We start from the raw sequence: 14,311 nt of genomic DNA, 5'->3' as shown, positions 1-14,311 counted from the left end.
TAAACAGCTGAACTGCAGCTATGGTGCAGTTCACTCATTTTAAAAAGTCCTGAACTGCACTCAAACCGGAAAAATCCTTCAAATAGTGGAGTTCAGATTCCTGAACTCCATTATTTTAGAAAATTGTGTAGTTCAGACACAGTGTCAGCATTTTAAAAGTCGATTTAAAACAATGATGACTTCCTGCCTTATTAAACGTAAGGGTACTGAATCAGTTCTTCTTCCGATTCTTCAATTGTGATTGACGTAAAGGCATTGGCGTTATGGAACATGCGTTTACAGTCTTCGCTTAAACGGACAATCTTGAAGTTCTTGCCTGCTTCTTCGTAACGTTTGGTTAGAGAACTGATGGCTTCAACCGCTGAGTAGTCGGATACTTTAGCGTATTTCAAGTCCAGAACGACTTCTTCTGGGTCCGTTGTGACATCAAAGATATCCTTGAAGTTTAAGACAGAACCGAAGAAAATTGTTCCATTGATTTTGTACGTTTTTCCTTCATCTTCTGATTCTTCCACGTTGGCATAGATGACTTTTCCTTTTTCCCAGGCAAAGATGAGAGCAGATACAATGACACCGACAATTACAGCCGTTGCCAGATCAGCAAAGATAGTAATGACCGATACAATTAAAATGACGAGGATGTCCTGAGCAGGTACTTTGCCTCTGTAACGCAGGCTTTCCCATTTAAAGGTACTCACAACAACCATAAACATAACCCCAACCAAACCGGCTAGTGGAATCGCATTGATGAAGGCTGAACCGAACATGATGAAAAACATTAAAGCTGAAGCGGCAACGAGACCTGAAATACGGCTACGGCCACCTGATTTGATGTTGATGATGGATTGACCAATCATCGCGTCTCCACCCATTCCACCAAAGAAGCCATTGACTAGATTGGCAGCTCCTTGAGCAATGATTTCCTTGTTCGTGCGCCCGCGTGTGTTTGTCATTTCGTCAAGTACTTGAAGGGTTAAAACAGCTTCGGACAGACCAACTAATCCACCGATTAAAGCATAAGGGAAGATAATCTGCAAGGTCTCAATATTAATAGGAACCATCGGGATATGGAAACGGGGCAAGCCGCCGCTGATTTCCATGCCGGCAAAATCCTGTACATTCTGCAGGTGAATACCGAAACGACCTAAACCTAAAGCGATAATCGTCATGACTATAATGGCAATCAAACTGGACGGAACAGCTTTCGTCAGCTTAGGTACGAAATGAATAATCAGCATAGTGAAGGCCACGAAAAACAGCATCAGAGCTATCTGTGGACCAGGCAGCCAGGTTGACTGCATAACTTCTGTTCCGTTAACTGTGGTAACTGAATTGGTTTTGAATAAATCCCACTGAGACAAGAAAATCAAAATGGACAAGCCATTTAAAAATCCAAGCATAACCGGGTAGGGAATGATTCGGGCATACTTGCCTAACTTGAGCAGGCCGATGCTGATTTGGATTAGTCCCATCAGTACAACAGTGGCAAAGAGGTATTCCAAACCGTGCGTCGCAATCAGTGAAGCAAACACAACTGAAATCGCTGCGGTAGATGAGCTGATCATCCCAGGGCGTCCTGAAAAGATAGCAGCTACAAACCCAATCATGACGGCAGTCTGAAGACTCAAAATCGGGCTGACTCCAGCCACGAAGGCGAAAGCGATGGACTCAGGAATTAGAGCCAAGGCGACGGTCAATCCGGACAGAAAGTCATCTTTCAAAAGTTTCCTGTTATCTTTTATCAGCTGCATTGGGCTGAAGGTCTTGCTTTTTTTATCTAAATGTTGCACAGTTATCTCTCCTTTTTCTATAGTTTGTTATTCACAAACCTCACAATTAAACAGTCTACCATAATGTTAATGTTTTACCTATGTAAATTCTGACAAATATAGGTTTATTTAAAAATAACGCTTACATTACAGTTGGTAGATATTCTAACTAATCACAATGTTCGGATGTGAGCAAAGAACGAGATATGAAAAAACCGGACGAGATTATCCTCGTCCGGTTAATAATTCTATAGAATTTTAAATTAGCGAATTTGGCCGTCTCCAAAGACAATATACTTGGAAGAGGTCAACTCAGGCAAGCCCATTGGACCGCGGGCATGCAGTTTCTGTGTGCTGATGCCGATTTCTGCTCCAAAGCCAAATTCGAAGCCGTCGGTAAAGCGGGTGGACGCATTCACATAAACGGCTGCGGAATCCACTTCGCGGTGGAAACGCTGGCCGGCGAAGTAGTCATTGGTGACAATGGCTTCCGAATGGCCGGTACTGTAGCGGTTGATATGGTCCAGTGCTTCATCGAGCGACGAAACGACTTTGACAGCCAGAATATAATCGAGAAATTCTGTTTCCCAGTCCGATTCTATTGCTGGTGTAGACTGCTTCAAAATGCCGGCCGCTTTGTCGTCTGCACGCAGTTCAACTTTCCATGGAGCGAGCGCTTCTTCCAGAACTGGCAGAAATTCTTCAGCTTTATCTTCGTGAACAAGCAAGGTCTCAGCTGCATTGCAGACAGACGGGCGGTCCGTTTTGGCATTGACCACGATGTCTCTGGCCATATCCAGCTGGGCTGACTGATCAACATAAACGTGACAGTTGCCCGTACCTGTTTCAATCACCGGTACGGTAGCATTTTCCACTACAGCTTTAATCAGATTTGCACCACCTCGAGGAATCAGCACATCCAAGTAGCGGCTCAGCTGCATCATTTCTCGAGCCGTTTCTCTAGACGTGTCTTTAAGCAGCTGAATGGCATCTGTCGGCAGCGTACTTTTTTCAAGAGCTGAGCGTAGACTTGTCACAATGGCCTTATTGGAGTGGAAAGCTTCTTTTCCGCCTCTTAAAATGACGACATTTCCTGATTTGAAACACAGACCCGCTGCATCGGACGTTACGTTTGGTCGGGCTTCATAAATAATCCCAATCACACCAAGGGGAACCGACTGGCGGCCGATTTTCAGGCCGGCTTCATTCGTCCACATGCTGTCAACCAAGCCGACAGGGTCCGGTAGTTTGGCAATATCTTTCAAGCCTTGTGCCATGGCTTCAATGCGCTCAGGAGTGAGTGTCAGACGATCAAGCAGAGAATCGCTGATACCGTTTTGTTTTGCTGCCTCCGTATCTTTTTGATTTTCTGAAATAATGTCCTCTGATGAAGCCAGCAGTCCCTCGGCCATTAATTCAAGTGCTTCGTTTTTTTGAGGGGTGGTTGCCTGAGCGAGTTGACGTTCCGCCTGCTTGGCACTTTTTCCGAGTTCAATTAATGTATGCATTCTATTCAGACCTTTCTAGGTTTAATCGTCTTGAGTTGTAAAAAGTGTCCCGACATGTTCTCCGGAAAGTATATTAAATAAAATAGATAAGTCGTATCCGCTTGCCAGAACCATCTGCTTCTTCGCTGCCATGACAATTTGTGCGGCGTTCAGCTTGGTAATCATCCCACCGGTTCCAAAGCGTGAACTGGAGTCCTGAGCTAGGGCCAGAATATCTTCAGTGATATCAGAAATGGTATCAAAGCGTTTGGCGTCGACGTATTTTGTTGGGTTCTTGTCGTAAAAACCATCGATATCTGACAGCATAACAAGTAAGTCCGCATCCGTCAGTTCCAGAACAATCGCAGACAAGGTGTCATTGTCGCCAAAGCGAGTCAGGTGATCCAGTTCTTCCACGGATACCGTATCGTTTTCATTTACGATTGGCACCACGTGTTTAATCAGCAGCTGTTCAAAGGTATTGACTGTGTTCTCGCGGCTGACCGGAAAGTCAGTTACGTCTTTAGTCAAGAGAACCTGTCCAACCTGGTGGCCGTAATGATAGAAGAACTTGCTGTAAAGACTCATGAGTTCCGTCTGACCGATTGAAGCAATGGCCTGCTGTTCAGGAATGGTTACGGGCCGTTCCGTCAAGTTCATGCGTGCCAGTCCTACACCGATAGCCCCGGAAGACACAAGGATAATTTCTTTTCCCTGATTCTTCAGATCACTCAGAACAAAGGACAGTTTTTCCATTTGCTGAAGGTTGATGGATCCATTAGGATACATAATTGTGCTTGTCCCGACTTTAATGACAATTCGTTTGCTGTTTTTTATCTTTTCTCTCATTGATTCTGACATGATTTCCATCCAATCTATTGCATAAGTATTTACTATATTATTACAAGTGACTTTACTTCTCAATAGTATAACAAGTTATGTCTAGAAAAGCTATATGGTATCGCTGGTTTAAGCTTTACTGGTATGGAACTGAAAGGTGAGCCTCAGTTGGTGAAGTTCGGTGATGCAATACTAGTGTGAACTTCACTCTATTCTAAAAAAGTTAAGTTTAGAGAAGTTTAGCGTCTATGAACTAAAGTAAATACAGAAGTGGTGAAGTATAGACCTTTTTACAGTGACTGAACTCCATTTGAAACTTAGATCATCAAAAGCCACCTTGATAGAAAAAGACTGTCCTGTCGGCAGGCCGGCAGATCAGTCTTTTCATCTAATATAAATTAATTAGCAAATTGAGAATAACCGTAATTGAATAGAGACAGCATGATGCTGGACGACTCATCATCTTGTTCTGTCGCAAAATAACCGAAAAAAGTAGTTTCCATGGTGTCCATATCAATGACCTGGAACTGAGGACGACTCATCCTTTCTTGATAGATATCATCAATATTCTGGGATTCTTCGTCACCCATTGCCTGGTTCACATCGTCAGAATACCCTTCTTCAAAAGCGTAAAGCTGGCCATCAATAAGCTGGAGCCCCTGATTAAATAAAGAGTCATAGTAATAGATACGTCCACGCCCGATTGTCGGCGTCACCATTTCTGATTGACCCAGTTCACTGAGTGTCTCATCATCAAAGTTCCATCTATTCCATTCAATAGTTTCGCCCCTGTCACTTCCGATGAGGAGGGTTTCTTCTTCACTCAAAACGATATAGTCATTTTCCTCGTCACCTGTTTCCGGAACAGCTTTTATTTCACCACTGCGGGTATCGAAGGCATAATAGTCGCCTGGAGCAAGGTTTGCCTGACCGTATTCATCGGTAGAAGATACATCCATCGTGCGGAAAGGAATAAAGCGGACAGTTTTGTCCTGATTAGTCGCAAAGGAAATATGCTCGGAATTAAATTCTGAACCAAAATTGACGGCAGGGGACAATTCCTCTTGAGGATGATCAAAATTAAACTCGTAAATAAACCAATTATTCAAAAGATTGTCATCCAAAACCTGGGTCACAATAGTGAGTGATGGGTAATCCACATAGGTTGCTGTAACAATTTGATTCGATCCACCGCTTAGGGTCACCTCATAGTTCTGTTCCTCTTCAGTTTCCTTGTCTAATACAGAAACCGTTAACTGATTATCGTTAAAAACACGCCAGTTCACATCGGACTTCATACCTGTGTATATGAGGTGATTATCCGTTTCCGCAAAATTGCTGCGATTTCTGGACTTTCCACGCATAAAGGAACGGTAATCCTCAATGTAGCGGTTCATATTAGGAGTAAACTGATAATCAAATCGTTCCAATATCGGAAGATCATTAATAAAAGCTAAGTTTCCTCCATTATATTCAAACGTCTGACCTCTGTTAAAATGGGCACCCATGTTAACGGTTTGGCCTATAAAATGGAGGTTATCTAGTACATCAGCCTGGCCTTCTTCGGTGACTAGTTCAACCGAAAGCTTTTCTGCCTGGGCGTTATTCTGGTAGAGCGTGTAGCCTGACAGGGTCAGTACACCGAATGCAATTAAACTGATTAATTTGGCATATTTTGTCATATGAAAGCTCCCTTCTATATCGTGATTTTTTTAGACAGTAAGTGACGGCTGACGAGCAGTGAAGTCACGGAAATTAGCGTCATGATGCCGATTATAATGAGCAATGTTTCTGAAGCATAGAGCATATAGTAATTCTGCAGTATACTATCGATAAAAAATGGCGAAACGGCCAGAGCGAGAGCAGTTCCTGCGTAGATGATTCCCAAAACAATGCCTTTCAGTGCAAAACTGCGTTCCATCAGAATAAGCGTGAACAAAACGATAATGAATACCAGACCAATCCCATTGATGACCATGAAATACAACGTGTCGACCGGAATAATGTACATGAACAGAGGGTTCATTTGAATAGCTTCCAGTGCAGTCGTTCCGGCTAGCCACTCACTCGGCATGATGGCTGAGACAAGCTGAAAGCCGACAAAGAATGAGATAATCTGAGTGGCAATTAGGCTAAAAATTCCAATGTATATAACTATAAGCTTTGAGAAGAATAGCGTCATTCGTGGAACAGGCAGCATCAACAGGCGGTAAGCAAAAGTATTTTTGCCGAACCACTCACGGTACCAGATAAAGACCGAATAAAAGAGAAAGCCGCTGATACCTAAAGCGATGGGGCCGGCAATCCACATGGTGTCGATAGCATGATAAAAGGAAAAGAGGCCGTATTGATCAAGCGCCTGCTGGCTGGTTGCTGACTGTGTACTCATAAACTCGTTCATTCGACTGATGTACTGCATAGGTGTGCGAACATAACCAATCAGATTAGCCAGTAGGGTCACGCCCAGTAAGGTATAGAGAAACTTCGACAGACGGTCGAGTTCAAAAGCCGTCAAATCGAGCAGTGCTTTTATATTCTTTTTCATCCGTTATAAACCTCCCTCATGACATCGATGACAGACTTGCCTTCTGTCTCGCGCATTTCTTCCGCATTGAATTCCTTGTAAATCGTGCCCTCATCAAGCAGAATCACCTTATCCAGGAGGTGCTCGATGTCGTTAATTTCATGGGTCGTAATGAGCACGCCCCGGTCTTCGACTAGGTAGCTGCTGAAAACTTCGGTGATCTGTTCACGGGTAAAAACATCGATTCCGGAAAAGGGCTCGTCCATAAGTATGTAGTCTACATCCAGTGCCAGACCCATCAGCAGATTCACTTTCGCCTGATTTCCTTTTGACAAATCACGCAGTTTATCAGTCGGGTTCAGTCGGAAGAACTTGACTATTTCCTTGGCACGCTTTGGGTTCCAGGTGTCATAGTAATCATTCATGAAAGTCATGCTTTCCTGAATGGTCAGGTGAGGCAGAGAAATAGCCGCATCCGGGATAAAGGCGACTTTATTGTAAAGGGAGTGTGTCATGGGTTCGCCGTCAATCGTAATGCTGCCTTTTTTGATGGGCGTCAGATTCATGATGGCATTCAGGATAGTCGTTTTACCCACGCCATTCACACCGACCAGGCAGCTGATTTCGCCTTTCTCAACGGTAAAGGATACACCGTTTAATACTTTTTTTCGTCCAAAGTTCTTTTGGACATCTGTTAATGCAATCATTTATTCTCCTTCTTTCTGTTAGCGAGTTCGTCTTCAATCATAGGAAGCAGATCATCCAGCGACATATCGATGGGGTCTATGGCCGAGACAAACTGGTCAATAGCTTGATTGAGCCACTCTTTCTTCAACTGCGTCAGTACGGACGCATCTTCCGTCACACGACTGGGTCTATTGGGTTCGGTAAATAGCAATAGCTGTTCCTCCATTTCACTATACGCCCGCTGGACGGTATTAGGATTAATCTTTAGCTGAGTAGCCAGCTGACGCCTTGAGGGCATCTCTACGCCCGGCTTCAACTGACCGGAAACTATCAGTTTTTTCAGATGGCTAATGACCTGAAGGTATATGGGGTCTCGCTTATTGAAGACAACATGCAAATGAAACACTCCTCTTGTTTAATTCTACTGTATTAAGTGGTTAGTACAGCAGGTGTAAAAAAATGTATGAAAGGCTTAATACACTCACTCTAAAAAAAAGCCAGTCACCCGATAGACTGTATTATATAGATAATACAGTTGATTAGTCAATAGCTAAATGCAAAAACATCTCAACTGCTTTGAACGGTGTCACTTCAGCAGTTGAGATGTCGTCTCATTTATTTAGTTAAGCGGGCCAGTCGACCGGCCGGACGTGCAGCTTTGCTTCCGGTCAGCTGACGCTTGAGGGCGTAGTAAGATCCCATCAGTGGGAACAGTGCTGCTACCCAGGCGAGAGGGTTGGACAGGCCGATACCCACAAAGCCGAGTGATTGAGATAAAATCAAAGCCGCGCCGACGCGGGCAAAGAGTTCAAACAGGCCGGCTATGGTTGGTGCCGTACTTTTACCGAGTCCCTGAAGAGTATAACGGTGAACAATCAAAGAAGCCAGTAAGATATAGAAAGTAGAGTTTGTTAGGAAGTATAGACGAGCCATATCCAGAATTTCTGTATTTTCCGGTCCGACAAAGAGCATCGCAATGTAGCGTCCGAAAATAACAAGCAATGCCCCAACGACTACACTGTACAGTACAGTTACCTTGAGTATTTTCTGAACCCCTTCCCAGACACGGTCCAGGTTGCCGGCACCATAGTTCTGTGCTGTATAGGTGGCCATAGTAATTCCAACAGCCATCAAAGGCTTAGTAGCCAGGGAATCGATTTTCTGAGCGGCTGTTGTTGCGGCAACGGCTTCAGGTCCAAGGGTGTTAAGTGTCATTGACACGGCAATCATCCCAATGGCAATAAGTGATGTCTGAAAGCCCATTGGGAAAGCAATCGATGCATGCTCTTTCAACTGTTTGAAGCCGGCTGCCCAGTCTTCTTTATGAATGCGGAAAAGCGGAACGCTCTGTTTGATGTAGATGACGCCGATTGCGCCGGATACAAACTGTGAAATAACGGTAGCCAGACCTGCTCCGGCTACTCCCATGTCAAAGACCAGAATGAAGACGAGGTCTAAAACTACATTGAGTACAGAAGAGATTGCAAGAAAAACGAGCGGAGCTTTTGTATTCCCGATAGCGCGCAATAAATTTGAAACAAGGTTAAACAGGACAACACCTGTCAGACCTGCAAACATCATCGTCAAGTAGTCGTTCGCGTATCCGATGAGTTCTTGTGGTGTATTCATAAATTCCAGAATCTGCTGACGGAAAGTCAGAGAGACGATAGTCAGTAGAACACTGACGCTTCCGGCGATAATTACGCTAGCTGCCAAGTTCTCGCGAATCGCTTGTTCATCTTTCTTGCCGTAACGCTGAGCAGTGAGAACAGCAAGACCGGATGTAAGTCCGATAGCCAGTCCGAGGACTAAAATATTGATGCTGAGTGTTGAGCCGACAGCTGCAAATGCATTAACGCCAATTGTCTGACTGACGATATAGGTATCCGCCATTTGGTATAATTGCTGTAATAAATTTCCGAAAATTAACGGAAGGGTGAAAAGTAGGATCAGTCTCAAGGGACTGCCTTTAGTCATATCTTTGTTCATAATGTGTTCCTCCTGTGAAACGGTTCTTAAGGGTTAAAGGTCTTTTATCTGCTTGTTTTCATTAGTTTTCATCTAATGAGTATTTGTACAATTATAGCTACTTATAATTAATAAGCAAGTAAAAACAGCATTGAATTTTGACAAATTAGTGAACGGAAATTCAACCTGAAATTGCGTCCGTTTTCATTTGCTCAACCGCAGCATTCCCTTTGAAGACAGTGTTTTTTTGAAAGTGTAGACGAATTGTGAAAAGTGTGAATTTGATGAGAGAGTGGACTTAATTGTTGTTCGCAGACCGTTTGAGCTGTGAAGCATGATTAACGGTACATTAATCATACTTTAAAGCTTTAAAAAAAATCGAAAGATGATTAAATGAAGATAATCGTTGTTCGATTATCTTCGACTGTGTGAAGAACGATTAAAGCCCACTTAATCATCCCTCCGTTCTACTTAGATGTCTGAAGTATGATTATCTCCAGTATAAAAGCAAATAAAGAAGCGACTGGCTTGAGCCAGTCGCTTTCCAATTAACTATTCTATTTTAAACTAATCTGCTTTTGCCGTTGCCACTTGAGGGCAGGCATCCTGTGCCATTTCCTCTTCCAATATAACTGCGGCTCTGCCGGATAATGTCCGTTTAGTTGAGCGGTAAGCTAGAACCAGTGGGACAAAGGCCGCAAACCAGGCTAGCGGGTTGGAGATAGTTGCGCCTAAAAATCCTAAAGGAATGGAGAGGAAAGAAGCAGCTCCTATACGCGCGACTAATTCGCCTACTCCAGCAACAGTAGGTGCCAAACTATTCCCAAGGCCCTGTAGTGTGTGTCTATAGATGAAGAGAACAGCTAGAATACTGTAAAAGGATACGTTTGTCAGGAAGTAGAGCTGAACCATACGAAGAACTTCCGCAGGCGCGTCAGCCCCGACAAACAAGGTGGCCAGGTTTCTTCCAAATAAAAGCAGGAGGAGACCAATGACGATACTGTAAACGATACTCATCTTGACAGCCTGATTGACCCCATACCAGACCCGGTTCAATTTTCGGGCACCATAGTTCTGAGCCGCATAAGTCGACATGGTTACACCGAAGGACTGCAGTGGCAGCACAGCCACAGCGTCGATTTTTTGGGCAGCGGTGTAAGAAGCCACAGCGGTTGCCCCTAGCTGGTTCAATGTAACGGTAATAGCTACTGATCCTATTGCAATAATCGAATACTGGAAGCCGTATGGAAGACCGATTCTCAAATGTTCCTTAAACTCAGAAGCGCTGTAGGTCCAGTCGTCCTTGTAAATTCTCAAGATAGGCACTTTTTTCCATATATATAGAAGACACAGGACACTGGACGTGATCTGAGAAGTGACCGTTGCCAGAGCCGCTCCTTGTATCCCCATGTCAAAGCCGAGAATAAATACGTAATCCAGTACGATATTCAAAACTGATGTGATAATCAGAAAATACAAAGGCGTCTTGCTGTCCCCGATAGCTCTAAGCAGGTTGGCCAGGTAATTGAAGAGAATAACCGCACCGATACCACGGAAAAGGACATTCAGGTAGTCGTATGCATAGGCATAAGTCTCTTCAGGTGTGCGCATCAGTGTCAGTATTTCTTCTGTAAAGGTAGTCGTGACCAAAGTTAAAACCGCTGCTACGACTACACTGATAATCAAACTGGTTGCGAGGTTACGGCGGAGGCCGGCCTCATCTTTGCGTCCGAAACGCTGAGCAGTGATAACAGCCAGACCAGCTGTAATTCCAATAGCCAGACCAAGTATCAGAAACTGCAGACTAAGTGTGGATCCGATAGCTGAGAAAGCTGTAACGCCGACTGTTCGGCTGACAATGAACGCATCAGCCATGTTATAAAATTGCTGAAATAAATTTCCTATTAATAAAGGAATCATGAAACCAATAATGAGTTTGACCGGATTCCCTTCTGTCATGTCTTTTTTCATAATACATTCCTCCTGATGCAAAACTGACCATTTCATGACAAAGTGTCACAATCAATTCTATTCTTTCCATATACATAAATTTGTGAGTACTCAGTTATTATAGACTTAAAAGAGGAGAAAACAATACTTGTAACGAAAAAAATAAATTAACCCGAATTTTGACCAGTCAAGAGAAAAAAATGTCCAGTCATCATAGGTTAAGCATCATGATTTTGCTATACTGATGGTAACTGTTCGTGTAAAAGCTTCGTAACTTGACATTTACTGGCATTTTAGTAACGTAAGAGAGAGACTTTTTAACGGATAAAATAGAGTAGCGAAGGGTAAAAAGGTGAAATTATGACTGATTATATAACAGACTCAATTAAGTCCGAAAGCTTGCGGACACTGAAAAAACTCATAGCCATTCCATCTGTGAATGTGACGAATGGAAATGAACGGGCGTTTCCGCCATTTGGTAAAGGCATTGACCAGGCATTAAAGCAGACTTTGTCTGTCTGTGAAAAAATGGGAATGGATACGTTCTATGATCCGGAAGGCTTTTACGGCTTCGCAGAATATGGTGATGGAGATGAGACCATAGGTGTATTGTGTCACCTGGATGTGGTACCGGAAGGCGACCTGGACAAATGGGACACTGACCCGTACGAAGCAGTCGAGCGCGAGGGTGTGCTTTACGGTAGAGGAACCCAAGACGATAAAGGACCGACTGTCGCTGCACTGTATGCCTTCAAGGCAGTAATGGCTGCGGAAGAAGTATTCAACAAGAAAATTCGTTTCATCTTCGGTACCGACGAAGAAACACTTTGGCGCTGTATGAAAATGTACGAAGCACACGAAGACTTTCCCGACAGAGGGTTTGTACCGGACGGCACATTTCCGCTGACCTACGCTGAAAAAGCCTTGCTGCAAGTGAAGCTGACCGGACCGGGTGCGAAGAAAATGGCAATCGAATGTGGAACGTCTCCTAATGTTGTTCCGGATATAGCTGAGTATCAATGTGAAAACACAGAGCAGCTTTCGGAAATTTTAGACAAAATGGATATACCGCATGAGGTGGAAGATCAGAAAATAACGGTTATCGGAAGAAGTGTGCATGCTAGTCAGGCACAGGATGGGAAGAATGCCATCGCTCTGCTGGCTAAAGGTCTTGTTGGTTTCCAGCCGCATCCGGCTATTTCTTTTATCGGTGAAAAGATTGGAATGGAAACGAATGGGGAAACACTTTTTGGAAATGTCGAAGATGATATCACAGGCGAACTGACACTCAATGTGGGGAAGCTGTCTATTACCGACACCTATTCGGAAATGACCCTCGACTTACGCATCCCGCATTCGCACGAAAAAGAGGCGATTGCCGAGAGACTGAAGAAAGCCGCTGAAGTGTACGGCTTGGATTATCTTGAATATGACTATCTCCCTTCATTATATGTTCCGCTTGAAAGTGATCTGGTTCAGACACTGTGGACTGTCTATAAAGATAAAACAGGTGATGACTCAGTGCCGGTAACATCCGGTGGGGCAACTTATGCACGCGCCATGCCGAATATGGTAGCGTTTGGTGCGCACTTCCCGGGGAGTGAAAGCTTGGCGCACCAGGAAAACGAAGGCATACTACTAGAGGAATTTTATAAGTCCATGGATATATATGCAGAAGCAATTGTCAGATTATGCTGCAGATAATGAAAAAGATAAGGGTGTTGGTTAAAAAATGACAGAAGAATTTATTCCTGTAATTGTAGGAACGGATATCAATGCGTATTATATGTCTGCTTGCTTTCATGAAGAGTACGGCATCAAACCATACGTAATTGGTAAGGTTCAAATGGGGTTTACCCACTACAGTTCAATTATTGAGAATGTAAAAATAGCAGACAAGCTGGATGATTCCGAACAGTTTGTCAAAGCCGTCATGGCTTATGCAGATGAAATAGATTCAAAAGAAAAAAAGCTCGTACTGATAGGCACAAACGATCACTACGTGCGTCTGATTGTTGAAAATCGGGAGATTCTGGCAGAACGATTCATCTTTAATTATTTGGATGAGCCGCTTATGAATAGCCTGCAGGACAAAAAAGCCTTCTATCAGCTGGCAGAAAAAGAAGGCCTGCCGATACCGGATACCTTCTTTCATGAAGTCGGGCAAGTTGTCGATATACCTATCAAACGTTATCCGGTTATATTGAAGCCGTCGAACGGAATCGAATACTATAATCATAAATTTCCAGGGCAGGAGAAAGTATACCGCCTGAATACGATGGATGAAGTGAAAGCTGTCATTAAAAAGGTTGAAGACAGTGGCTACCAGGGAGATGTGATTATCCAGGACTACATTCCCGGGGATGATACACTGATATGGGATTCGGTTCTCTATGTCAATTCCAAAGGAAAAGCGGAGCTGGTGACATTCGGTCAAGTGGCGCTGCAGGAGCATGAAGCGACCGCGATTGGCAACTACACGGCCATTGTATCCAGATATGATGAAGAGATGATGGACAAACTGAAACACTTTCTGGAGTCCATCAACTATCGGGGCTTTGCCAATATTGACCTTAAATACGACGAGCGCGATGAGCAGTTCAAGCTGTTTGAAGTAAATGTTCGCCAGGGACGATCCAGCTATTACGCGACACAGATGGGACACAACCTGGCCCGCTATTTGATTGATGACATCATTTACAACCGGACAAAGGACTGCACCTTTGCCTACAAGGAAGTGCTCTTTAGCATTGTACCGAAATATATTCTGAAAGAGTACGTAAAAAATGAAGAGATGAACAGTGAAGTCAGGCGACTGATTAAAGAAGACAAGTGGGGAAATCCTCTTTTTTATAAAAAGGATCGGTCGCTCCTCAGAAAGTTCTACCTTCTTGTGAGACAAATGAGATATGGGAAAAAATACAAAAATGCCAGATGGTATCAATAAAGTCTGCAAATTATGTGACGGTTGCGTTATTTACGTAAAAAGGTGGCCGGAGTCTGTATATTGCGGTATCTTCAGTGTGATATAATAGAAAGAACGTAATAATAGAAGAGTTTAATTTGCTTACGACATAGTCCAAACA

Annotated in this window: 11 protein-coding genes; 2 read left to right on the top strand and 9 right to left on the bottom strand. The window is 43.7% G+C overall.

The features are described 5' to 3' along the window. Positions 1 to 191: 191 nt before the first annotated feature. From ACYVLS_RS02765 to ACYVLS_RS02725, 9 genes are all read right to left on the bottom strand, one after another. On the bottom strand, positions 192 to 1,790 hold the full coding sequence (locus ACYVLS_RS02765; protein WP_460320959.1) for a SulP family inorganic anion transporter: 1,599 nt from the start codon (positions 1,788 to 1,790) through the stop codon (positions 192 to 194). Between the two features lie 242 nt (positions 1,791 to 2,032). Beyond that, positions 2,033 to 3,277, bottom strand: a complete 1,245-nt coding sequence (locus tag ACYVLS_RS02760; protein WP_460320957.1) for a glutamate-5-semialdehyde dehydrogenase — start codon at positions 3,275 to 3,277, stop codon at positions 2,033 to 2,035. 21 nt (positions 3,278 to 3,298) lie between these two features. Further along, positions 3,299 to 4,105: a glutamate 5-kinase gene (gene proB, locus ACYVLS_RS02755; protein ID WP_460320999.1), complete on the bottom strand. Its 807-nt coding sequence runs from the start codon at positions 4,103 to 4,105 to the stop codon at positions 3,299 to 3,301. 389 nt (positions 4,106 to 4,494) lie between these two features. Continuing rightward, positions 4,495 to 5,778 carry a hypothetical protein gene (locus tag ACYVLS_RS02750; RefSeq protein WP_460320955.1) on the bottom strand — a complete coding sequence of 428 codons (1,284 nt, stop codon included), beginning with the start codon at positions 5,776 to 5,778 and terminating at the stop codon, positions 4,495 to 4,497. 14 nt (positions 5,779 to 5,792) lie between these two features. After that, positions 5,793 to 6,641, bottom strand: coding sequence for a hypothetical protein (locus ACYVLS_RS02745; protein WP_460320953.1), 849 nt, complete (start codon positions 6,639 to 6,641; stop codon positions 5,793 to 5,795). Further along, the gene (locus tag ACYVLS_RS02740; protein ID WP_460320951.1) at positions 6,638 to 7,327 is read right to left on the bottom strand and encodes an ATP-binding cassette domain-containing protein; all 690 of its coding nucleotides are present in this window, start codon (positions 7,325 to 7,327) and stop codon (positions 6,638 to 6,640) included. Before ACYVLS_RS02740 ends, ACYVLS_RS02745 begins: the two co-directional genes overlap by 4 nt. Continuing rightward, positions 7,324 to 7,704, bottom strand: a complete 381-nt coding sequence (locus ACYVLS_RS02735) for a GntR family transcriptional regulator (RefSeq protein WP_460320949.1) — start codon at positions 7,702 to 7,704, stop codon at positions 7,324 to 7,326. Before ACYVLS_RS02735 ends, ACYVLS_RS02740 begins: the two co-directional genes overlap by 4 nt. 218 nt (positions 7,705 to 7,922) lie before the next feature. Continuing rightward, positions 7,923 to 9,296 carry an MATE family efflux transporter gene (locus ACYVLS_RS02730; protein ID WP_460320947.1) on the bottom strand — a complete coding sequence of 458 codons (1,374 nt, stop codon included), beginning with the start codon at positions 9,294 to 9,296 and terminating at the stop codon, positions 7,923 to 7,925. 546 nt (positions 9,297 to 9,842) lie between these two features. Continuing rightward, positions 9,843 to 11,246: an MATE family efflux transporter gene (locus ACYVLS_RS02725; protein ID WP_460320945.1), complete on the bottom strand. Its 1,404-nt coding sequence runs from the start codon at positions 11,244 to 11,246 to the stop codon at positions 9,843 to 9,845. Between the two features lie 339 nt (positions 11,247 to 11,585). Between ACYVLS_RS02725 and ACYVLS_RS02720 the strand changes: the two genes are divergently transcribed. Both ACYVLS_RS02720 and ACYVLS_RS02715 read left to right on the top strand, forming a co-directional pair. Next, complete coding sequence (locus ACYVLS_RS02720; RefSeq protein ID WP_460320943.1) at positions 11,586 to 12,929, top strand: Sapep family Mn(2+)-dependent dipeptidase; 1,344 nt, start codon at positions 11,586 to 11,588, stop codon at positions 12,927 to 12,929. A 28-nt stretch (positions 12,930 to 12,957) separates the two neighbouring features. Further along, on the top strand, positions 12,958 to 14,172 hold the full coding sequence (locus ACYVLS_RS02715; RefSeq protein WP_460320941.1) for a carboxylate--amine ligase: 1,215 nt from the start codon (positions 12,958 to 12,960) through the stop codon (positions 14,170 to 14,172). Positions 14,173 to 14,311: the final 139 nt, after the last annotated feature.

The organism is Alkalibacterium psychrotolerans (genome assembly GCF_054784355.1).
This window is presented reverse-complemented; position numbering and strand designations above follow the sequence as displayed.

Bases quoted from the DNA above. Each gene is read 5' to 3' on its own strand.
- ACYVLS_RS02760 (WP_460320957.1), bottom strand. From the start codon at position 3,277: ATGCATACATTAATTGAACTCGGAAAAAGTGCCAAGCAGGCGGAACGT.
- proB (WP_460320999.1), bottom strand. From the start codon at position 4,105: ATGAGAGAAAAGATAAAAAACAGCAAACGAATTGTCATTAAAGTCGGG.
- ACYVLS_RS02750 (WP_460320955.1), bottom strand. From the start codon at position 5,778: ATGACAAAATATGCCAAATTAATCAGTTTAATTGCATTCGGTGTACTG.
- ACYVLS_RS02745 (WP_460320953.1), bottom strand. From the start codon at position 6,641: ATGAAAAAGAATATAAAAGCACTGCTCGATTTGACGGCTTTTGAACTC.
- ACYVLS_RS02740 (WP_460320951.1), bottom strand. From the start codon at position 7,327: ATGATTGCATTAACAGATGTCCAAAAGAACTTTGGACGAAAAAAAGTA.
- ACYVLS_RS02730 (WP_460320947.1), bottom strand. From the start codon at position 9,296: ATGAACAAAGATATGACTAAAGGCAGTCCCTTGAGACTGATCCTACTT.
- ACYVLS_RS02725 (WP_460320945.1), bottom strand. From the start codon at position 11,246: ATGAAAAAAGACATGACAGAAGGGAATCCGGTCAAACTCATTATTGGT.
- ACYVLS_RS02720 (WP_460320943.1), top strand. From the start codon at position 11,586: ATGACTGATTATATAACAGACTCAATTAAGTCCGAAAGCTTGCGGACA.
- ACYVLS_RS02715 (WP_460320941.1), top strand. From the start codon at position 12,958: ATGACAGAAGAATTTATTCCTGTAATTGTAGGAACGGATATCAATGCG.